This is a genomic window from Acinetobacter sp. Leaf130, from assembly GCF_001423205.1.
In the GTDB taxonomy this organism is placed as follows: domain Bacteria; phylum Pseudomonadota; class Gammaproteobacteria; order Pseudomonadales; family Moraxellaceae; genus Acinetobacter; species Acinetobacter calcoaceticus.
Genome location: NZ_LMOE01000001.1, coordinates 621,882 through 642,396, shown reverse-complemented (window position 1 = coordinate 642,396; position 20,515 = coordinate 621,882). Strand labels below are relative to the sequence as shown.

Here is a 20,515-nt window from a genome sequence, read left to right as displayed (position 1 = left end):
CCATAAATCTTGTTAAGCCACTTTGTTCGCTTCTAGCTGCTGTTTTTTAGCGTAGACCACTGCTGCATCACGAACCCATTTGCCGTTTTCCCATGCTTTACGGCGCGCTTCGATACGCTCGTGATTACATGGTCCACGTCCAGCAATCACTTCATTAAATTCGTGCCAGTCGATCTCTCCAAACTCATAGTGGCCTGTTTCTTCATTAAACTTTAAATCTGGATCTGGTACTTCCAAGCCAAGCTGCAACACTTGCGGTACGGTGTTATCGACAAACTTTTGACGTAATTCATCATTACCAAAGCGTTTGACTTTCCACGCCAGACTTTGTGCGCTATTTGGAGAATGCTCATCACTTGGGCCAAACATCATGAGTGCAGGCCACCAGTAACGATTTACTGCATCTTGTGCCATTTGTTTTTGTTCTGGTGTACCGTTTGCCAAAGCCATCATCGCTTCAAAACCTTGACGTTGGTGGAAACTTTCTTCTTTACAAATACGTACCATTGCACGTGCATATGGTCCATATGAAGTACGGCAAAGTGCAACCTGATTTACAATCGCTGCCCCATCGACAAGCCAGCCAATCGCAGCGACATCTGCCCAAGTCAAAGTTGGATAGTTAAAGATTGATGAGTACTTCATTTTCCCATCAATCAACTTTTCCATCATGTCATCACGGTCAGCACCTAAAGTTTCTGCCGCGCTGTACAGATATAAACCATGCCCAGCTTCATCTTGTACTTTCGCTAACAAAACCGCTTTACGTTTTAAAGTTGGCGCACGAGTAATCCAGTTCCCTTCAGGCAACATACCTACAATTTCAGAATGGCCATGTTGCCCAATTTGACGAATCAATGTTTTGCGATAGGCATCGGGCATTTCATCCTTAGCTTCGATCGTAATGTCATTGGCAATATTTTGTTCAAATTTCTGGTAGTTGTTTTCCATTCTTTCATTCCCTGTAGGTATCACCCTTAAATCTATTTTTCGATACACAAAAAACAAAGTCAACCTATTTTTTAGTATCAAATTAAATCCACCAAGAAAAAACAAATTAAGTTATTGAAATTAATAAATATTAATAAATTGCAAAAAACTTTTTTACTTTTAAAAATCAAAATAAAGTTGACTTTTAGACAAATTAATCTGAAATTATGAATCATATTTTTGCAATTTTTATAATTGATGTATCACATAAAAAGGAGTTTGGTCATGCTTGAACAAGCACACCTAGAAGGAACCACAACTGACACAGATTTTCAGCAGTCTGAGCATCAACTACCTCACCTTGCTTCTTATGTCTATGGAACATGGCATTCGACGAGTGAAGAACTGCGTCCTGTTTTCCATGCCATTACAGGTGAAGCGATTTATGCCGTAAGTAGTCATGGCATTGATATGAAACGTGTTGTTCAATATGCCAAACAAAATGGTTCAGAACTGGCAAACTGGACGTTTCACCAACGTGCAAATGCTTTAAAACAAATTGCTCAATATTTACTTGAGCGCAAGGAAGAGTTCTACAAACTTGCGTATGCAACAGGTGCAACTCGTAAAGATGCATGGATTGATATTGAAGGTGGTATCCAGACCTTATTTGCTTATTCAAGTCTGGTTCGCCGTGAACTCAATGATGAAAAAATTATTACCGAAGACAGCTGGATTCAATTATCTAAAAATGGCACTTTCGGCGCTAAACACATTTTAAGTCCTAAAGCGGGTGTTGCAGTTCATATCAATGCTTTTAACTTCCCAATTTGGGGAATGCTTGAAAAAATTGCACCGACTCTACTTGCGGGTGTGCCATGTATTGTTAAACCTGCAACCGATGGCTCTCAATTAACTCAAGCTGTTGTAAAAGCCATTGAAGAAGCACATGTCTTACCAAAAGGCTCACTACAACTCATTTGCGGTCAGACTTATGACCTGTTAGAACAGTTAGGTCCACAAGACTGTGTCACATTTACAGGTTCTGCATACACAGGCCAAAAACTACGTAACCACCCTCACCTCAATAAATATTCGATTCCATTTAGCATGGAAGCCGACTCGGTAAACAGTGCGATTTTAAGCCCTGAGGCAAATGAAGAAACTGTCGATTTATTTGTGCGTGAAGTCTTCCGCGAAATGACCACAAAAGCAGGCCAAAAATGTACTGCGATTCGTCGTGCATTCGTTCCTGAAAATTTGTTAGCGACTGTGCAAGAAAAGCTAATTGCCAAACTTGCTAAAGTTGTGGTGGGTGACCCGCAAAAAGAAGAAACCACCATGGGCGCTTTAGCTAGCATTAAACAAAAACATGACGTTGCAGAAAAAGTTGCTGAACTCAGCAAAGACGCAAAAATTGTTTTTGGTGACAATGATTCCTTTAGATTTAATGCAGATCATCCTGAAAAAGGTGCTTTTTTCGCTCCAACTTTATTGTTATGCGAACAACCTTTGCAAGCGACACGTGTTCATACGACAGAAGCTTTCGGTCCCGTATGTACACTCATGCCATATCAAAACATTGAAGAATTGGCCGACCTCGTTTCACGTGGTGAAGGTAGCTTAGTGGCTTCAGTCGTTAAAAATAACGATGAGAATATCGAACAGATTATTCAAAAAATTGCGCCTTGGCATGGTCGTGTGCATGTACTCGATGCAGAGTCAGCTAAAGAAAGTACAGGACATGGTTCTCCACTTCCTCATCTCGTACACGGCGGCCCTGGTCGTGCAGGTGGCGGTGAAGAGTTAGGTGGTATTCGTGCCGTTAAACACTATATGCAGCGCACAGCAATTCAAGGTTCTCCAAATAGCCTGACACAAATTACTCACTCATGGACTGCTGGCTCGAAAGTCAACGAAGACCGTGTACATCCATTTAAAAAGTCTTTTGATGAGTTGGTCATTGGTGAACGTTTATTAACGGCGCGTCGCACCGTAAGTGAAGCAGATATTGTCAATTTTGCTGGTTTAAGTGGTGATTACTTCTATGCACATACCGACAAAATTGCAGCTGCCGAGTCTTTCTTTGGTGAACGCGTTGCGCACGGCTACTTTATTATTTCTGCCGCAGCAGGTTTGTTTGTAGATGCAGCGCAAGGTCCAGTTATTGCCAATTACGGTATGGACAACTTACGCTTTGTTGAACCAGTTAAAATTGGTGACTCTATTCAGGTTGAATTGACCTGCAAACAAAAAACGCCTAAGCCACAAAAAGACCCATCTCAGCCTGCCCATGGCGTTGTGGTGTGGGATATTAAAGTCAAAAATCAACGTGGTGAACTTGTCGCAACCTACGACATTTTAACTTTAGTTGCTCGCGAGGCTTAATGCTTAAAGTGGGATGGGGTCACCTCGTCCCCATCTCATTTTTTTAGCACTCAATTGCATTAACAGCGAGGCCACCTTTTGAAGTTTCTTTATATTTCTCAGACATATCTCTGCCTGTTTCTTTCATGGTCTGAATGACTTTATCGAGCGTCACAAAATGCTCCCCTTCATCATGAAGTGCCATTTGTGCTGCATTAATTGCTTTTACAGCAGCAATTGCATTTCGCTCAATGCAAGGAACCTGAACTAAGCCACCAATCGGGTCACACGTTAAACCCAAGTTATGTTCAAGCCCGATTTCAGCCGCATGTTCCACTTGTTCAGGTGAAGCACCTAAAATCTCGGCTAAACCAGCCGAAGCCATCGCACACGCCGAGCCAACTTCGCCCTGACATCCCACTTCTGCACCAGAAATAGACGCATTGAGCTTACATAAAATACCGACTGCTGCTGCACTTAGAAAAAAGCGAACAACTTTGTCTTCTGAAAAGTCTTTAGAAAAAGTCACGTAATAATATAAAACTGCAGGAATAATTCCTGCCGCACCATTTGTGGGAGCTGTCACTACTCGACCACCAGCAGCATTTTCTTCATTTACTGCTAATGCAAATAAATTGACCCATTCCATGGCATGAAAAGTCGTTACAATCAGGTTTGAGTTTTTCTTATTTAATAACTTATCGTGAATTTTTTTAGCCCGACGTTTTACGTTTAATCCGCCTGGTAATATTCCTTCGTTAATTAATCCATTATGAATACACTGCTGCATCACCTTCCAGATTTGCATAATCTTGGCGCGAATCTCACTTTCACTACGCCAGCTTTTTTCATTTTCAAGCATTAACTGACTTATTGATAAATGATGAGTTTTACATAAGCTTAAAAGTTCAGCCGCACTATGAAATGGATATGGAACCTTAATTTCACCAGTCTCAGACTGGGTTTGTGTTAATTGCCTTTGGCTAACAATAAAACCGCCACCAATCGAGTAATACGTTTCAGCATATAAAATTTCTTTCGCCTCGTTATAAGCAATCAGTTCCATTGCATTTGGGTGATGAGGCAAAGATTCATCTAAAAAAAGCAAATCATGCTTATAGTCAAAAGAAATACTCTTTTGCTGATCGAGCTGGATGGCTTTATTTTCAAGAACATCTTCAATCAAACTTGTACTTACTTGAGTATCGATATGTTCAGGATCAAAACCCATTAATCCTAAAAGAATAGCTTTATCTGTCGCATGACCAACACCAGTTGCTGCAAGCGAACCATATAACTTAATCTGAACTCGAAACGTCGTTTGGAGATCATTTTGCTTAACTAAATCATCCACAAAACTACAAGCTGCTCGCATTGGCCCAACGGTATGGGAGCTAGATGGGCCTACACCAATTTTAAAAAGATCAAATACACTTATAAACACGGGGTCCTACCTTCAATTCATTATTATTCGTTTGTTCGTCGTTATTGTGTCCTTTCGGATAACTCTAAAATTATCATTAAGCCGAGTACAAATCACGAATAACTATTGGCTAGCAGCGCAAAAAGACAACGGTTGAACAATCAACATCAATCGGTTTAATCAAAAATATAAATTGTGGAGCTTTTATCGCCTCTAATAGAGGTTCTAGAAATAGTCTTTAAATAAGTACGCCAATTTGTATAAATAAAAAACCACAAATATTAGCCATTAGTCGCACCTCTCTATTTTTATTCATTTTTGCTGGTAAAGTGTTTTACATGGTTTGATACAACCTACTTAACTCAGATGCATAATTCACCTGTTCTTGCATCTGATGTTTTTCAGCCTCTAGTCCGCTAGAGGCTTTTTTTATTATTGATATAAAGCCTGATATATTAAATTTATAGAAATAATGAAAGAGAAGAAAAATGAATCACATATTAAAATTGAGTATTTTAAGTTTTCCATTTCTACTCTTGAGTGGATGTATTGGCTGTTATAACCCAACAGGTTGTAACCGTGATGATTCGCCTTATTTCTATACAACTCAAATAACTCAGGTCAAAGGTGTAACTGTTCCAGTTGGAACAAAACTGGTTTATAAATCTCAAAAGTCAAAACAGAAAAATGAACAAACTGCTCCACTTAAAGAAGAAAATATAACCTCGATAAAACTACCAAAAGATACTGCTATTCTTTGGGGAGGAATGCCCACCAATCATCTACTTCAATTTGCTAATTCCGAAATGCAGGGGTTTACCGCCTACCGAGCCCAAGAAGTTCCTGCTGTATATTCCAATCAATTTTTAAAACTCTGGAAAGAGTGTGATAGTGATTTAGATATCTCGATCAAAAATAAAAATGACTGGAGTTTTAATCCTGCAAATATGAAAATTATTGGATGCGGAATTAACTATCAAGAAAGAGCTTCGTACAACACCAACAATTCAAGCCAAGATAAAGTTGATATTTTTCTAATCAATATTAACAAGGCTTTACAACAACTGCCTCAACAAAAAGAATATCCCGTAATTCATTCCTCTAAAAATTAAAGTCGCAAAAAAGCCCGCATTTCAGCAGGCTTTTTTATTTCAAAATTCGGTCTATTAGCTTTTAATTAAAAGTTAGCCACAAGTTGCGTTCGTAATTTTTTTAGAAGCTGGGTCAATGGTGACTGTAACTCGGTTTGTACGATAATCCATGGTCATTGGTTGACCTGGAGCAACTTTACGCACAATTTCTGATTGAGTCTTTTGTTTAATTTGATCATCAGTAAGGCCAGATTGTCCCACTAATTTTTGAGCTTCTTCTGCTACACAGTTGGCTTGATTGTCACGGAATAATTTCCATTCTTCTACGACTTGGCTATTTGGTAAATGACAATAGCCCACCTGACCAGTTGCTTCATTTCTAATTTCTAATTTTCCACCTTGTTCAACACAATATTGACTAGCTGGATTTGGTGAACCAATTTTTGGTGGAGTCGAATCTTTATGTTGTACAGACGAGCAAGCCGTTAATGAAACAAGTGCCAAGCCAAGAAAGAGAGTTTTTTTCATAATTTTTTGCTTCTTACTAAAAAAACTAAAGATATCAAAAAATTTCATATTTCATGTCACTTCTTTACAATAAAAAACTCACTTGAATGTTCTAGAAAAATAAATTTAATTTATTGGAAATTAAGATATTCCCAATTAAAAGCTATTTTTGAAATATTCTATTCAGGTCTTTCTAAAATTCTTGGCCCCGATCCTTCTAGCCCTAAAATATCTTCGGGGTTTCTTAATGGGCATTGCTCTAATGATAAACAGCCGCAGCCAATGCACCAGTCCATTTCATCTCTTAAGCGAGTTAATTTTTGAATTCGATCATCCAGATTTTCTCGCCAATGACTTGAGAGATCTTTCCATTGCTTAGCTGTTAATTTACTGCCCACAGGATATTGACTTAAAGCTTCTTTAATTTCATTTAAAGGAATACCTACCCTTTGAGCGACTTTAATAATCGCAATATATCTTAAAATAATTAAGGGATACCGACGTTGATTACCATTTGTTCTTATACTTTTTATAAGCCCTTTCGCTTCATAAAAATGTAGGGTCGAAACAGGAACTCCACTCCTTTTTGCAACTTCACCCACAGTCAAAACTCGACTAGAGTCAGCTTTTTTATTTTCACTCATCATAATTGACCTTAACTTTACTTGAGGTTTATAAGAGAGCGCTTTTATTTTGTCAAATAAATAACAGAGATTTTCTTATACGCTATGAACCACTCTCCCCAAGGTATAGGTCTTATCTATAAAAGTTGATGACAAAAATGGATGTGATTATAAATTCAATCTATAAAATAACTTACTGTCATTTAAATGTAAGAAATTAGTTTTGTAGAGTACACGGACATCCACAAATCCAAAACATGTTGTAAACAAAAGGCATGGGGGCGCCTAATGGATAGACTTTTATCTGCTCGATCTTATAAGTTTTTTTACGTGACTCAATGTGCAATATATTATCGTAACGGGCAACCACAACTCCCTTTTTATATAATTTTTTCCTTTCATTCTTTGCGTCAAATTTATATACCAAAAAGTAAACTTTTTCTCCTACACCGATCTTTGAATGATTAACCATAATGTAACCATTACAATACTTACATTGCCAATCTTCCATATCTAAAATTATCACACGCTTAAATTAAAAAAACACACTGAATTTTATAGTATAAATTTATTAGAGATATAAATGTAAAGAAATATTTTAATTGAAAAAATAAGTTTTATTTGTGACCTACATCACAGTAAAAAAATTCAAACTATATCTAATTACATCAAATACTTACAAACAGAAACCTAATATTTATTATTTTTAAATATATAAAATTCATCCATAATTTATTTAAATATATAGTATATTTACCAATAGCTTTAAATATAACCACAAATCTTACCTTAATATAAAAACCACATTTATTTAACTATCAAAATTCAACTCAACCTAAAATATAACAATAGATTTTTTTAAAATATTAAATTAATTTCACAGTAAAATTGAAAATAATTCATTTCACATTATATAAAAAATAAATATATAATTAATAGCATTACAATTTAATTTTTTTATTATGTCAACTCAACGTTTAAAATTAGAACTCCCTTCTGGACACGATCAATTATTACTTCACTCTTGTTGCGCTCCTTGTTCAGGAGAAGTTATGGAAGCATTAATCGACTCAGAAATTAAATTTTCAATATTTTTTTATAATCCTAATATTCATCCAGTAAAAGAATATCTCATCCGTAAAGAAGAAAATATTCGTTTTGCAGAAAAGCATAATATTCCATTTATCGATGCAGACTATGATACTGACAATTGGTTTGCCCGAGCAAAAGGGATGGAAGATGAACCTGAACGCGGCATTCGTTGTACCATGTGTTTTGATATGAGATTTGAAAGAACTGCCCTTTACGCACATGAACACGGCTTTAGTCTCATCAGTAGTTCTCTAGGAATTTCTCGTTGGAAAAATATGGCGCAAATCAATGACTGCGGAATTCGCGCTGCTGCTCACTATCCTGAAATTCAGTACTGGGACTATAACTGGCGTAAAAATGGTGGCTCAAGCCGTATGATTGAAATTAGTAAACGAGAAGAATTTTATCAGCAAGAATATTGTGGCTGTGTATATTCTTTACGAGATACTAACCGCTGGCGTATGGGTAATGGGCGTGATCGTATTAAACTAGGCGTTAAGTTTTACAGTAATGCTATGGAAGAAGATTAATTTTTACTTCTCTTAAAAACTTAATTAATTTGTTCTTAGCTACATTTATTTTTTATAAAAAAAGAGCCACATCTGGAGAATGTGGCCAAAAGGTGTACTAAATAAGCTTTGATGTAGTTAGATTAATTGTGCTAGCTTAAAATAATATTAATTAAAATTAATTTTTAAAAATTTTAATAACATTTCTAGTTTCATATAACCAATTGATCACCATAAAAATTCGTATTTAAGTATTTGAATAATGATTAAATTTATGTAAATAACATAACTTAGGCTATTATTTAGCTTTTAAATATAGTGCAATTTTTTGAATGTTTTCAATAATTTCATTAGGCGTGTGGGCCGCATAGCCAATAAGTACAGCGGCCTTCTTGTTTGGTGTCTGACAATATCTTGATAACGGTTGAACAGCTAAGTTTAGAGCTGAGCACTGATCAATAAATTCTTGCTCTGTCCACGCACCTTTTAACCAGCACACTGCATGGATACCTGAATCGGTTGGTTGAACGTCGAGCACATCTGAAAGATGCTCATCAATAGCTTTAATCAATGCTTGTTGACGCTCATGGCATGCTTTTCTAACTTTACGCACGTGCCGAGCATAGTGGCCTTTTTGTATAAATAGAGACAAAGCCACCTGCTCTAAATAAGAACTTCGCACGTCAGTATAGTGTTTGGCTGCACTAAAGGTTTCGATCAATGCTTCGGGCACAACCATGAATCCTAACCGAAACTCAGGAAACATCATTTTGGTAAAAGTACCAGAGTAAATAACTCTTTGCTGCTGATCTAAACCCTGTAAAGCTTGAATAGGATGTGTGCCATAGCGAAACTCACTATTATAATCATCTTCAAAAATCCACTTCCCTTGTTGAGATGCCCAATCGAGTAACGCAAAACGGCGAGCTAAACTTAAAGTTCCACCTACAGGAAACTGATGTGAAGGTGCGGTATAAACAAGTTTGCTTTTTGAATAATGATCTGTAATGTCAGAGATTCGCATTCCCTCCTCATCACTCTCGATCAAATTTACCTGAGCACCAAAACTTTGAAAAATATTAAAAGCTGCGTCGTAGCCTGGTTCATCTAGGCACACCTCATCATTTGCTTGAAGTAAAGCGTAGCCAGCTAAATGAATTGCCTGCTGCGTCCCATTTACAATAATGATTTGCTGTTCATTGCAGTTCAGGCCTCGGGTGGAACGGACATACTTACAGATTGCCTGACGTAGAGGTAAATAGCCACGCGGGTCGTGAAATTGGCCCAGTTGATAATAAGATTGCCGCCAAGCTTGACTTAATAACTTTCCCCAAAGCTGATGAGGAAATAAATCAATACAGCCCACTCCCACATGAAACATTTTTTTCTTTTGACTTGACCATGACTGTTCTCGCCATGAAGTTAATAAACCTTCAAAACTCGGATTAATATTTAAGGAATGGTGATTGGTTAGCGTAGTTTTTTTTGAATTTTCTTGGATATGTATTAACTGATCTGGCACAACCTCAGCAACATAGGTACCCGAACTTGGTTTGGTAAATAAGTATCCTTCATCGAGTAACCGCTCAAGCGCAGCTAACACAGAGTTTCGTGAAATCGACATCATCTCTGCTAAAGCACGACTTGAGGGTAATTTTGTTCCAGCACTAAGTCTTCCATCTAAAATAGCATCACGCAAAGCAGAATATAGTCCATCTTTAATCTGGCCCTTTGGCAAAATCAAATGTGGAAAAGATGCAGAAATCGAAGTTGCCATAACAAACTGGTACTGTAGAAAATATCAAAAGTGTATCTTATAAAAATACCACTATCAAAACTACACTCTTGTTTTCAACTTTCTAGAACTTTAAAACAGAGTGTAATTATTATGCAAAATCAAGATATTCAGATCATCCCTGTTCAGCAGCAGGACTATTTACAATGGGAAAAATATTGGCTTGCTTATCAAAATTTCTATCAGGTAAATTTACCCATTCATGTTACTAAAGTGACTTGGGAGCGCTTTTTCGATGAACATGAACCCGTTTATTGTGCTGTTGCTAAACAAGGCGAGCAAGTTTTGGGAATTGTGCATTATGTTATTCATCGTTCAACATGGGCAGAGAATAATTATTGTTATTTAGAAGACCTTTTTGTTTCACCTGAAGTCCGTGGGCAACACATTGGTAAGCAACTCATCGAATATGTACAGAGGCAAGCAATCGAGCATAACTGTGACCGTTTATATTGGCACACTCAAGAAACCAATCACACGGCTCAAAAACTCTATGACTGGATTGCACAAAAACCAGGAATAATTGAATATCGTATGCCTTTAATGTAAACCAATTGCAGACACCAAAAGCTTTAATTCTTTTGGTGTTTTATCTTAAATATATTTTATTTAAGGCCACATAATTCCCTGCTTACACCTTAGCGAATGAGCTTTATGACTTTGTCATTAATGATGGTGCATTGATTAAATTCTGCAAATCGTTTGATCTCTTGCTCTAATTCAAAAAAGAAAAGCTCTTTATCTTTGATTGTTTTTTCGAGATGTATACTAATGACTTCTAACTCTTTTACTGTCCGATGTGCTTTGCATTCTATGCGACCCACTAGCTCATCTTGATAAAGAATAGGTAAGCAAAAATAACCAAATACCCGTTTGGCCGCTGGCACATAGCATTCAATCCGATAATCAAATTCAAATAAAGATGTTAAGCGGTCACGATGAATCAGCGAGTTATCAAAAGGCGAAAGTATTTTTAATCCAAAATCAGTATTCACGTTTTGTTCTATTGCAGCTACATCGACATATAGAGTTTGCCCATCGTCAAGTTTAATCGCTGACACTACACCTGCATCAATCTGCTCCTTCAGCACGACACGCATAGCTTCTTTTAAATCTTTTCCCTTTAAATGAACCAATTGCTTCCATGTAAATGCACCATGTGCTCGAAGCGTTGTATTAAATAAATACTGCGCATATTCATGAAGCGTAGGCATACTTAAATCAATATTTTCAGGTAAGCAACGTTCGGTCAAATCATAGACTTTTTCTATTCCGTTACGCTCACAGATCATCAGGTCACCCTGCATATATAACTGCTCAAAAGCACGGCGACCTGGACCTGTATTCCACCAATTTCCCAAACTCTTTTTATTATTCTTATCAATATCTCGTAGTCGAATTCTACCTTCTGCACGAACGCGGGCTAAGATTTCATTCATGAGATGTTGATCACCTCTATTGAAATAACGACTTTCCCCTTTCCTGACCGACATCATGGCAGGCAGTGCATAACGGTAGTCTTTCATAGGAAGATAAGACGCCGCGTGATACCAGTATTCAAAAATCTGACGCTCTCGAACCAAATTATTTAAATGACTTAAATCATAATCAGGCACTCGACTCCACAATATATGGTGGTGAGCACGTTCAACAACCGATATGGTATCAATCTGTACATATCCCAAATGCTCAATAGCCTGTAAAGTGCCGTCCATGCCTTTTGCAAATCGGCTGGTTTTTCCTAAGCCTTGATTAAATAAAGTGAGCTGTTTTAAAGAAGAAGTCATAGAAATCAAATATTGTTGTATTCATTTAGAAGCAGAAAAATTTTCAGTTCTATCCTATCACTATTTCCTAATTTGCTTGTGATTTAGAATCAGCAATTCTTGATAAAAGAATCTCAGTCAACTCAACATTTTACAGACTCACCTTAAAATAACTTTTAGGAGCTAATCTAATCACTAAAATAACAACCAATATCACACTGGCTAAATGAAAAAGCCATCCTGCTTTGTAAGCCCCCGTAAGATCATGCAAAATTGCAATAATCCATGGAGGGATTGCAGCAAGTAAAAAACCACCGCCTTGCATCAGTGCAGATAAAGCACCTGCATGAATGGGTTCATCAAAATGGTCTAATGCAACTATAAGCGTTAATGCAAAGCATCCTCCTAAGCCAACGCCTAAACAAATTGCCCAAAGCATAGCGGCGAACTCAGGCATAAAAGCTATTCCTGAAAAACCAACCATTTGCATTGCTAACGTAAACCATAGCCATGGACGTCGGTCTTTATATTTCCTAGCTAAAACAGGCAAAATGAGTGCTGAAGCTGCTTGGCTCAAGGCCAGAAAAGCAAGTAATTTCCCACTTTGCGCTGCGCTGCAACCCTGATCTTGAAAAGAAGGTGCTAACCAAGCTACGACTGATGAGTAGCCACCATTTACAAGCCCAAAGCAAGCCATTAATAACCAAGTTCGAGGTTGCTTTAATAACTTTCTTACAGGTGCGCGATGAATGGATGAGCTAGCTTTTGTAGGTAAAAAAGCTAGCGCCAATATAAATGCAAACAAAGCTGGAACTGCAAAAAAAGCCAGTCCAATAGACCATAAACCCGTTATATTTGAAACTACAGGCGCTAACCATGCTCCTAAGGCACCACCGCCCATAAGCATGGCTGAGTAAAGCCCCATCATCGGACCAATATGTTGGCTAAATTCTCGTTTAATCATGCCGGGAAATGCCGCTTGTATCATCGCGACTCCGAATCCAATCACTATGGCGCTAAGAATTAATCCTTCGGCAGTAGGAAAGAAAAATCGGACAGCGCATCCCGCACAAATGGTCAGCAATGCACCAAGAATAGCGCCTCGTTCGCCGACAAAGTTTTGCAATATTGGCCCAACAAATGCAACGATTCCCATAAGCATCATCGGTAGCAAAGTGAGCAGTGCTAGGCCTTGTAGGCTTAAGCCAGTGGCTGTTCGAATATTGACAATCAATGGTCCAATACTTGTGATAAATGGTCTTAAATTAAGGCCCACCAAAGCTACCGTTACAACAAGCATGGGACGAGTCAAAAAAACGCCAGACTGCTTCATTATTCTGAGCCTGAATGATTGGCTTGATAATTCTTCCAATGTGCATAAAGATCAGTGCGGTTTTCAACCCTGATCGGTATATATTGAATTTTCATTGATTGCTCAGCAAACGGCTTGGCAAGCTCAATATATATTTCGGCTGTAGACAGACCAAATGGTGTTCCATCTTCATTAGAATATGCATAGCTCACCGACTTTATACCGGCTAAACGCATTGCTGCCATACACATTGGGCATGGGTGTCCACTTGCATACACAGAGCAGCCTTCTAGGTTGGCAGATCCTAAAACTTGACTGGCTGCACGAATCGCCAGTAATTCAGCATGCGCGGTTGGGTCATTCGTTGTCAGAATCTGATTTACGCCTGAAGCAATAACTTCTCCATTCTTTACAACCACAGCGCCAAATGGTCTGCCGCCTTTTTCAATATTGTTATAGGCAAGCTCAATCGCTTTACGTAAAAACTCTTCACCTTTTTCCATCACATACTCTCACTTTCTATTTTGCACCAGCTGCAAGAAGTCTTTTTTCAATTTCGCGGTATCCTCGTGAACGCGCATGTTGTAAAGGTGTAATACTGTCTTTATCTGCCAAGTTCGGATCAGCACCTGCTTTTAATAAAAGCTCTACAATGTGTTGATATTTGGGTTCTCCATTTCCCAAAATGATGGCCTCAAGCAATGCCGTCCATCCCAAATTATTGACATGATTAACATTTACACCGGCCGCAATTAATGTACGAACTGTTTCGACATGGCCTCGTTCCGCTGCTGGAATGAGCGCAGTTCCACCGTAACGGTTAATACTTTTTAAATCGGCACCATGGATAAGTGTCATTCTTAGAATTTTTAAATATCCCTGTGCACCAGCGTATAAATACGGACTGTCTTGAATATTGTCTTTTGCATTTACATCAGCGCCAGCATCTATCAGCATATGAGCAGCATGTACATTATTTGCTCTTGTTGCGACCATCAAAGCAGTTGAACCTGTTTCATCTCGCTCATCAATTAAGGTCTTTTGAGATAAAATCTGTTTGATAGATTGAGTATCATTATTTATCACTGCCTGATGTAAAGGATAATCACCCATTGCATTCGTCATATTTGTAAAACCCAAAGCCCCTAATGCGACAATCAGCTTCATCCATAACAGTGACTTACGCATGGTGACCTCCCAATAGAAATTTATGGCAAAACATTTTGCAATTAGAATAAGCTTCACCAAAAGTATTTGGAAATTAAATTATTTAATCGATAGTATTAAGATTATGAATACTTATTTCATCGGCTTTTAAGCGGGCAGTACCTAATAATGTTTGATCCTCGCCTTTTACGTGCTTTCGTCACTATTTTTGAAACTGGCAGTTTTACCGCAGCGGCCGATCGATTACACCTAACTCAATCAACAATTAGTCAGCAGTTAGCACGACTTGAAGAATCCGTCGGTCATGCGCTGATAGATCGAACAGCACGGCCTTTCAAATTGACGGTGTCTGGAGAATATCTGATTGGTTATGCGCAAAGGATTTTGACCCTTCAACAAGAAGCTGAGGCACTACTTAAAGATCCGGCAGGAAGTATTCCTATCCGTATTGGTTTACCAGAAGATATGATGAGTCCAGCAATGGCTGAAGTTTTTGGTATATTTGCCAAAAAGCATCGTTCCATTCGTTTAGACGTAACCTCTGGCTTGAGTCGCAACTTAACAGAACGTTATCGGAACGGTGAATTCGATATTATTATTGTCAAAGAACCTGCGGCCAGTGCTGATCACCACGCTACATTCCCAGAAGAAATGGCATGGTTTGAAAGTGAGAATTCAACAACTACATGGTCTGATCCCATGAGTTTAGTGACCTTTCCTCAAGGCGGACTTTATCGGGATGAGATGTTCGCAACCTTAGAGCGTGAACGGCGACGTTGGTATATTGCCTTTACGGGTAGTAGCCTAGAAAGCGTGTTAGTCAGTGTTGAAACCGGCTTAGGATTATCTTTATTGCCTGTGGCTACCACCCATGGACGCCGAGTATGTCGATATGATGCATTAGGGGCCGTTCCCCCTATGGTCGTTTCAATTTATACATGGGAAAAAGCTGGGATAATTTCCCAGCTTGTAGACAAGATGACAACTGTTTTACAAGAACGTTTTCAATCATCAATAAGTGTTTAACTTATATCATTCAAACTTTCGGCAATTAGTTTTTCTGCCATTTCTTGAGTTTTTCTTAATCCCGGCATACGGAATTCAGTATGTCCATAATCTTGAATAGATTTCCAACGTCCGCCCCACGTGAGACCAACCGATTCAGCAACTTGTCCATATAAGCGATAACCTTGCATAGCCCACGGGTCTCTTTCAGAAATAACTACTTTTCCATTTCGTTTAAAGGCTACATCTGCCGCCAAACCAAATTGATGGTAACTCTGATAACCTTTTGCTCTTGTTGTATTCGGATTACCAGCCAGCATATTCTGACGAGTAGGACTACGATAACCTTCTAATAAAACCAACTCATAACCATATTGTTCTTTCATGATTTTAAACACCATGAGTAAACGCTGCTTATAACGTGGGTTCATTTTGCTCCATTTACGATCTACTAGACTGGTATCTAAAATAGCTCGCCCATCGAAACTCGCATTATCAATAGGTGAAGAATTAATAGCGCCACTACTTTGAGAGGAATACTGTTGCTCTAATTGTGTGGCCTCTACAATCGCAGCTTCAATTAAGCTTTCATCCACTTCTGGCGGTGGCGATAGGATTTCACCATTCAAAAGTGCATAAATTTGAGGATCTGTTTTTTTCAGATATTCAGCTTCAATTCGAGTTGAACTAATAGGTCGAGTAAAAGCAAACACTAAAATACTGGCAAACAAGAAAAAGCCTGCAATGACAATCCACCACTGCTGTAAATGCCAATGGGATTGTAGCTTTTCAGGCGCAGCTGCCTGATTCATTGTTTGAGCAAATTGTCTAACCTGATTAAGCTGTTTACGACCTTGTGGCAGTAATGACAAAACAAAATCTTTACTTCTACTCCTTAGCTCATAAGACATTAAAAACGCTAAACCAATTGCCAAGCATGTAAAGCAAAAGAAAATGAGAAAAATCATCATCAGTTCATTAATTCACGGCAAATGGACTTCGTGTAATTTTAATATCTACCGATGCCTTAGGTGGTTCAACCTCAGCTTCTGGTTCGGCTGGAGCTTTATTCTCAACAACAGGTTTAGTCTGCGCTACTTGTTGCGGCTTACTCACTGGCTTTTGTTGAGCAGGCTGAACTTTCGGTTGGGTCGCTTTAGGTATCGCCCCTGTTTGTAGTTGAGGCACAACCTGAACTTTCTTTTCACCAGTGAGCTGTTCATCAAATGGAGAAACTCGCTGTTCATTAGTAGTAGCGGACTTATGCGGAACAGGTTTAAAGATACTACTTAATTCATTATCTTTAGGTTGTTCAAAGCCATCACGGCTCATTGAATCTGTTTCATTGTCTTGACTTACAGCAACCTGATTTTGTTCATCAGAAGAATGAACCGTTTCTTGATTTAAAGTCTGTTCTTCTGTTGATTTACTCTCAATTGCTGCTGATTCTGAAGAATACGGTTGAGACAAGAACAGGAATAGCGAGATGCTGACAAACACCCCGGCAATAACACCAATAACAATATAAAGTATTGGTGATTTCGGCTTTTTTTTATTCGACTGTAACACTCGAATAGAAGTTGGTTTTTCCTGAGCCATTTCGTACCATCATCAAGGTAAATAAATTGTAATATGTGCTTGCTCTTGAGGAGCAGAAATCACATTTTGATAATTAGATAATGCTTTATCATTTTGATTATTCAGCATAAATCTTAGTCCTGCAAAGGTAAGTAATGCAAAAATCAATAAAAAGATCAAAATCCAGAAGAATGGTACTTCGCGATGAATAATATTTCGGATCTGATCGGGAATGGCCGAGAACGGCGAAAATGCGAGCTTTTTCCCTTTCAAATAATCAATTTCGTCCCCCACTCGTGATACTAAGTGGTTGAGACTTTCCGTTGACTCAATTCGGTACTTACCCTGAAAACCTAATAAAAGGCAGTAATGAAATACTTCTAAAGCAGCTAGACGTTCTTTTCCACGGCTACGTAATTGCTCCAATATTTCAAAGAAGCGATAACCAGCCAATTGAGAACCAAACAAGCTCAATTGCAATGGACTAATTAACCAAGCATTTTGCAAATTAAAATAACTCGCGTCTTGTTGCGTTACGATCGTTTCATCAATCAAAGCACAGAATGCATATTTAGCATCATGAATATCATCAGCTGAAAATTGCAACTTTTTGGCTTGTTGCTCAAATTGATTAAGTAAATTTAAGATTTTTTCACGAAACCGCTGTGCATCTGCTGGCACATACTGATTTCGAATCAAAAAAACCAAATAAAAGCCATCATGCAATAAATCAATAAGATTGATTGCCTGTAGTTTTGCTTGAGACTGGCTATTATTGCTCCCACCTGTTCCAATTTGCCCATCATCAAATAAAGAAGGAGCACCTGTGGATTGTGACATTTTTCTCTCCTTTACCGTTAAGCGTTCATGACCGCAATCAGTTCAATACTTATATCTTGGAAACCAGCCGGAACATAAATACAAATCGTTTCTGAATCTAACATGCGCTGATAAAGCTCATGATGTGGTTCAATTTCGAAATAGCTCACACCAGAACGTACTGGTATAGCAGTTGGAACTTGAATTAAGTGATGCAATGGAATTGCAGGCAATGCAGCAACTACACGCTGCTCTACATCTAAAGTGCTACCAATCTTGAATCGTAAAGGCACGATCTGAATCAATTCATGTGTCTGCATTGCGCTACTTGATACAGCAATATAAAGTCGAGTATCTCGAGTAATCTTATCGGTCTCAAGACTTCCCACCCAATATGAAGGTCGGATCTCTTTAAGCGCAATACTAATGTATCGACTCGAAATAATCGTATCGAGCAAATCACGTAGAATCGTGTCTAACTGCGAAAAACTTTCTTGTAAATTATGGTGTTTATAGGCAGGTAATTGATCGACATCATAGGCCGTCGAGAAAGTTAATAATGAACCTGCTAAACGCAATAATTCAAAGAACAAACGCTCTGGATGAATTTGTGGATACTGCACAAAATGATTAAGACCAGCATGAGCTGTATTTAATGCATTCACTAACCAGAATGAAACAATATCACCTGAACGAAATTCAATTAACTTCTGTTCATTTTCTCTGTTATTCGTTTGAATCGTCTTAATTTTTGCCTTAATAACGTTCAGTGTTCTTTTTAAATTTGAAATGAGTGTTTCAGAGGCATCCACGTGCAAAATTGGTGGGATAAACTTTCGATCAATTTCGAAAGCACCCGAACTTTGACGCTTAATCTTTCCAATAGGTAAATATAAGAAACCATCTAAATTATGGTCAGGATTACTATGTACATCTAATAGTTTAAAAACAGCACGACGGCGTAACAAACTAATATCTGCTTCGGTAGCGTTAGTAAATAGATCATGCGTCTCGACAAGATGAGATTGATATCTACCCTTTTGCGCTTGGTTCTGATCAATGAGATTTTGCTTATTTGCTTGTAAGAGCGGCAATGCTAAATAGATTAGCATCTCACCACGTAAATTAAGATCATCCAATAAAATTGGCTCAGGCAATAAATCGTAAGAAGGTGCCTGATAAATTTCTCCGTCTTGCCAAATCATTTCTACAGACTCAAGAGCAAGAATATGTGTGCTCAATTGAGCCTCATCGAAATTTAATTTCTGAATACCATATGAAAAAGGTACAACCGCTCGAACCGTATGATTCAAGCGTTGTTCATGATAGGTATCTTGAATTTGGAAATGTTGAGGTCTTAAAAATAAACCTTCGCCCCACAGGACTTTTTCAGCTTTAAACATATGTCTTTACCAATCTTTATTCGTATTCATTTTTAGGCTGCACACCTAACATTTCCTGAACCATTTGTAATGGATGCTCATCTTTAATGACTTGTGCTAACCATTCATGTAACGGCATTTGACTCCATTTAATGGTTTTCTGAAGCATATAACTCACAGGGCTATGAGGCTCGTTTGCTTGAAAGTAATCTGCGATTTCTTGCAATACTTTCATTGCTTGCTCACGATTAGCCAAGTGAGTTTGTGCTTGAGGCTGAAAAACGGGCTGATCTGACACGATTTGTACAGGCACTTGATTTTCCATAGATGAGCTTGTAATAACAGCAGCCTGTTCTTGGATTGGCGCAAGCCCAGTACCAAAAGCTTCTGCTTTATAAATCTTGCGTAATGTGCTGTGAATGGTTTCAAATGCTGAATCAATTGCACCAAAACTAGGCGAGTCTAGCCCCATTAAATGATCAAGGGTTTGTTTTAGAACATCCCATTCAGTTAAGACTGAACTAAAATCTTGATAATTAGAATATTGAAAAGTTTTAGAAGTATTGAAAATGGCTTGATCAAACTGTTCTAACTCCGATGGCCCCGACTGACTATCGTAATCTTCAGTTTGTTTACGGCGAATATTCTCGTGATAAAGAAAATTATCATAATCAAGCAAATTATAATAAGGAGCCGTGTTGGTTAAAGAGACTTTCTTTAACAACATCGGAAGTTGATTAATTAAACCCTGTAATAAACCAATGCGTTGATCTAAGTCATCATCTTCAATAACAGGGTGAATTTCCTGCCAATATTGATTCAACATGGTATGACTTAAGGTTAAACCTTTAGCCATACCATCAAAACCATAAAGATGACTCCAAGCTTCTAAGAGCCAAGTTAATAGACGAATATCTTTTGTATTCTCTTTTAGCAAAACACTCGTTTTATTTGATACAAAGTCCCAGTCGGCCTGTTTGCGTTCAGCAACCCAATCACCTTGATCTAGCAATAAATCATCTTGTGTTTTCGCTTTTTTTATTTCATGAAATTCATTAGAAAAAGAAAAGTCGTCACCACAAGGCAAACTATCACTAATGGGTTCAAGGAGTTCAGAAATATCAATATTCATCTAATTTTAGCTCTATT

20 protein-coding genes are annotated in these 20,515 nt (G+C 38.0%); 5 read left to right on the top strand and 15 right to left on the bottom strand.

Annotation, left to right across the window (positions count from 1 at the left end):
- Positions 1–12: 12 nt before the first annotated feature.
- Positions 13–951: a 1,2-phenylacetyl-CoA epoxidase subunit PaaA gene (gene paaA / locus ASF86_RS02640; RefSeq protein ID WP_005041608.1), complete on the bottom strand. Its 939-nt coding sequence runs from the start codon at positions 949–951 to the stop codon at positions 13–15.
- Between the two features lie 264 nt (positions 952–1,215).
- Here paaA and paaZ point away from each other — a divergent pair, with 264 nt between their 5' ends.
- Positions 1,216–3,318, top strand: a complete 2,103-nt coding sequence (gene paaZ / locus ASF86_RS02635; protein WP_056479176.1) for a phenylacetic acid degradation bifunctional protein PaaZ — start codon at positions 1,216–1,218, stop codon at positions 3,316–3,318.
- Positions 3,319–3,361: 43 nt separating this feature from the next.
- Here the strand turns inward: paaZ and ASF86_RS02630 are convergent, their stop codons facing one another.
- A complete protein-coding gene (locus tag ASF86_RS02630) occupies positions 3,362–4,741 on the bottom strand; it encodes an L-serine ammonia-lyase (protein WP_056479173.1) in 1,380 nt (459 codons plus the stop codon).
- Between the two features lie 467 nt (positions 4,742–5,208).
- Between ASF86_RS02630 and ASF86_RS02625 the strand changes: the two genes are divergently transcribed.
- Entirely contained in the window at positions 5,209–5,832 is a 624-nt protein-coding gene (locus ASF86_RS02625) for a hypothetical protein (RefSeq protein WP_056479170.1), read from the top strand.
- A gap of 72 nt (positions 5,833–5,904) precedes the next feature.
- Here ASF86_RS02625 and ASF86_RS02620 read toward each other — a convergent pair whose 3' ends face one another.
- The 3 genes from ASF86_RS02620 to ASF86_RS02610 form a co-directional block, all read right to left on the bottom strand.
- Positions 5,905–6,339, bottom strand: coding sequence for an I78 family peptidase inhibitor (locus ASF86_RS02620; protein WP_056481710.1), 435 nt, complete (start codon positions 6,337–6,339; stop codon positions 5,905–5,907).
- Positions 6,340–6,497: 158 nt separating this feature from the next.
- Positions 6,498–6,965 carry a redox-sensitive transcriptional activator SoxR gene (gene soxR, locus ASF86_RS02615; RefSeq protein WP_080592416.1) on the bottom strand — a complete coding sequence of 156 codons (468 nt, stop codon included), beginning with the start codon at positions 6,963–6,965 and terminating at the stop codon, positions 6,498–6,500.
- 193 nt (positions 6,966–7,158) lie between these two features.
- Entirely contained in the window at positions 7,159–7,452 is a 294-nt protein-coding gene (locus ASF86_RS02610) for a hypothetical protein (protein ID WP_005041621.1), read from the bottom strand.
- A gap of 451 nt (positions 7,453–7,903) precedes the next feature.
- On the opposite strand from ASF86_RS02610, the gene ASF86_RS02605 reads away from it, so the two are divergent.
- A complete protein-coding gene (locus ASF86_RS02605; RefSeq protein WP_003651086.1) occupies positions 7,904–8,563 on the top strand; it encodes an epoxyqueuosine reductase QueH in 660 nt (219 codons plus the stop codon).
- 277 nt (positions 8,564–8,840) lie between these two features.
- Here the strand turns inward: ASF86_RS02605 and ASF86_RS02600 are convergent, their stop codons facing one another.
- Positions 8,841–10,319: a PLP-dependent aminotransferase family protein gene (locus tag ASF86_RS02600; protein ID WP_056479168.1), complete on the bottom strand. Its 1,479-nt coding sequence runs from the start codon at positions 10,317–10,319 to the stop codon at positions 8,841–8,843.
- Positions 10,320–10,430: 111 nt separating this feature from the next.
- On the opposite strand from ASF86_RS02600, the gene ASF86_RS02595 reads away from it, so the two are divergent.
- Positions 10,431–10,886, top strand: a complete 456-nt coding sequence (locus tag ASF86_RS02595) for a GNAT family N-acetyltransferase (RefSeq protein ID WP_056479165.1) — start codon at positions 10,431–10,433, stop codon at positions 10,884–10,886.
- 89 nt (positions 10,887–10,975) lie between these two features.
- On the opposite strand, the gene ASF86_RS02590 is transcribed toward ASF86_RS02595, so the two are convergent.
- The 4 genes from ASF86_RS02590 to ASF86_RS02575 all read right to left on the bottom strand — a co-directional run bounded on the left by ASF86_RS02590 (position 10,976) and on the right by ASF86_RS02575 (position 14,603).
- Positions 10,976–12,124, bottom strand: a complete 1,149-nt coding sequence (locus tag ASF86_RS02590) for a winged helix-turn-helix domain-containing protein (protein WP_056479162.1) — start codon at positions 12,122–12,124, stop codon at positions 10,976–10,978.
- 130 nt (positions 12,125–12,254) lie between these two features.
- The gene (locus tag ASF86_RS02585) at positions 12,255–13,436 is read right to left on the bottom strand and encodes a cyanate transporter (protein WP_056479159.1); all 1,182 of its coding nucleotides are present in this window, start codon (positions 13,434–13,436) and stop codon (positions 12,255–12,257) included.
- Entirely contained in the window at positions 13,436–13,918 is a 483-nt protein-coding gene (locus ASF86_RS02580; protein WP_056479156.1) for a nucleoside deaminase, read from the bottom strand. The genes ASF86_RS02585 and ASF86_RS02580 overlap by 1 nt, the downstream gene beginning before the upstream one ends.
- Positions 13,919–13,934: 16 nt before the next feature.
- Positions 13,935–14,603, bottom strand: coding sequence for an ankyrin repeat domain-containing protein (locus tag ASF86_RS02575; protein ID WP_056479153.1), 669 nt, complete (start codon positions 14,601–14,603; stop codon positions 13,935–13,937).
- Positions 14,604–14,750: 147 nt separating this feature from the next.
- Here ASF86_RS02575 and ASF86_RS02570 point away from each other — a divergent pair, with 147 nt between their 5' ends.
- Positions 14,751–15,608 carry a LysR family transcriptional regulator gene (locus tag ASF86_RS02570; RefSeq protein WP_056479149.1) on the top strand — a complete coding sequence of 286 codons (858 nt, stop codon included), beginning with the start codon at positions 14,751–14,753 and terminating at the stop codon, positions 15,606–15,608.
- Here the strand turns inward: ASF86_RS02570 and ASF86_RS02565 are convergent.
- From ASF86_RS02565 to tssA, 5 genes are read right to left on the bottom strand one after another with little or no spacing between them, the layout of a single operon-like run.
- Positions 15,605–16,558, bottom strand: a complete 954-nt coding sequence (locus ASF86_RS02565) for a M15 family metallopeptidase (protein ID WP_056479146.1) — start codon at positions 16,556–16,558, stop codon at positions 15,605–15,607. The two genes, ASF86_RS02570 and ASF86_RS02565, sit on opposite strands and share 4 nt — an antisense overlap.
- Before the next feature lie 7 nt (positions 16,559–16,565).
- Positions 16,566–17,186 carry a hypothetical protein gene (locus ASF86_RS02560; RefSeq protein WP_056479143.1) on the bottom strand — a complete coding sequence of 207 codons (621 nt, stop codon included), beginning with the start codon at positions 17,184–17,186 and terminating at the stop codon, positions 16,566–16,568.
- Between the two features lie 12 nt (positions 17,187–17,198).
- Positions 17,199–18,005 carry a type IVB secretion system protein IcmH/DotU gene (gene icmH / locus ASF86_RS02555; RefSeq protein WP_017390380.1) on the bottom strand — a complete coding sequence of 269 codons (807 nt, stop codon included), beginning with the start codon at positions 18,003–18,005 and terminating at the stop codon, positions 17,199–17,201.
- 17 nt (positions 18,006–18,022) lie between these two features.
- Positions 18,023–19,387 (bottom strand): type VI secretion system baseplate subunit TssK, encoded by a 1,365-nt coding sequence (gene tssK, locus ASF86_RS02550; protein ID WP_056479140.1) that lies wholly within the window; start codon positions 19,385–19,387, stop codon positions 18,023–18,025.
- Positions 19,388–19,403: 16 nt separating this feature from the next.
- On the bottom strand, positions 19,404–20,498 hold the full coding sequence (tssA, locus tag ASF86_RS02545; protein WP_056479137.1) for a type VI secretion system protein TssA: 1,095 nt from the start codon (positions 20,496–20,498) through the stop codon (positions 19,404–19,406).
- Between the last annotated feature and the right edge of the window lie 17 nt (positions 20,499–20,515).

Coding starts and splice junctions, on each gene's coding strand:
- paaA (WP_005041608.1), bottom strand. CDS start 951: ATGGAAAACAACTACCAGAAATTTGAACAAAATATTGCCAATGACATT.
- paaZ (WP_056479176.1), top strand. CDS start 1,216: ATGCTTGAACAAGCACACCTAGAAGGAACCACAACTGACACAGATTTT.
- ASF86_RS02625 (WP_056479170.1), top strand. CDS start 5,209: ATGAATCACATATTAAAATTGAGTATTTTAAGTTTTCCATTTCTACTC.
- ASF86_RS02620 (WP_056481710.1), bottom strand. CDS start 6,339: ATGAAAAAAACTCTCTTTCTTGGCTTGGCACTTGTTTCATTAACGGCT.
- soxR (WP_080592416.1), bottom strand. CDS start 6,965: ATGATGAGTGAAAATAAAAAAGCTGACTCTAGTCGAGTTTTGACTGTG.
- ASF86_RS02610 (WP_005041621.1), bottom strand. CDS start 7,452: ATGGAAGATTGGCAATGTAAGTATTGTAATGGTTACATTATGGTTAAT.
- ASF86_RS02605 (WP_003651086.1), top strand. CDS start 7,904: ATGTCAACTCAACGTTTAAAATTAGAACTCCCTTCTGGACACGATCAA.
- ASF86_RS02600 (WP_056479168.1), bottom strand. CDS start 10,319: ATGGCAACTTCGATTTCTGCATCTTTTCCACATTTGATTTTGCCAAAG.
- ASF86_RS02595 (WP_056479165.1), top strand. CDS start 10,431: ATGCAAAATCAAGATATTCAGATCATCCCTGTTCAGCAGCAGGACTAT.
- ASF86_RS02590 (WP_056479162.1), bottom strand. CDS start 12,124: ATGACTTCTTCTTTAAAACAGCTCACTTTATTTAATCAAGGCTTAGGA.
- ASF86_RS02585 (WP_056479159.1), bottom strand. CDS start 13,436: ATGAAGCAGTCTGGCGTTTTTTTGACTCGTCCCATGCTTGTTGTAACG.
- ASF86_RS02580 (WP_056479156.1), bottom strand. CDS start 13,918: ATGGAAAAAGGTGAAGAGTTTTTACGTAAAGCGATTGAGCTTGCCTAT.
- ASF86_RS02575 (WP_056479153.1), bottom strand. CDS start 14,603: ATGCGTAAGTCACTGTTATGGATGAAGCTGATTGTCGCATTAGGGGCT.
- ASF86_RS02570 (WP_056479149.1), top strand. CDS start 14,751: ATGTTTGATCCTCGCCTTTTACGTGCTTTCGTCACTATTTTTGAAACT.
- ASF86_RS02565 (WP_056479146.1), bottom strand. CDS start 16,558: ATGATGATTTTTCTCATTTTCTTTTGCTTTACATGCTTGGCAATTGGT.
- ASF86_RS02560 (WP_056479143.1), bottom strand. CDS start 17,186: ATGGCTCAGGAAAAACCAACTTCTATTCGAGTGTTACAGTCGAATAAA.
- icmH (WP_017390380.1), bottom strand. CDS start 18,005: ATGTCACAATCCACAGGTGCTCCTTCTTTATTTGATGATGGGCAAATT.
- tssK (WP_056479140.1), bottom strand. CDS start 19,387: ATGTTTAAAGCTGAAAAAGTCCTGTGGGGCGAAGGTTTATTTTTAAGA.
- tssA (WP_056479137.1), bottom strand. CDS start 20,498: ATGAATATTGATATTTCTGAACTCCTTGAACCCATTAGTGATAGTTTG.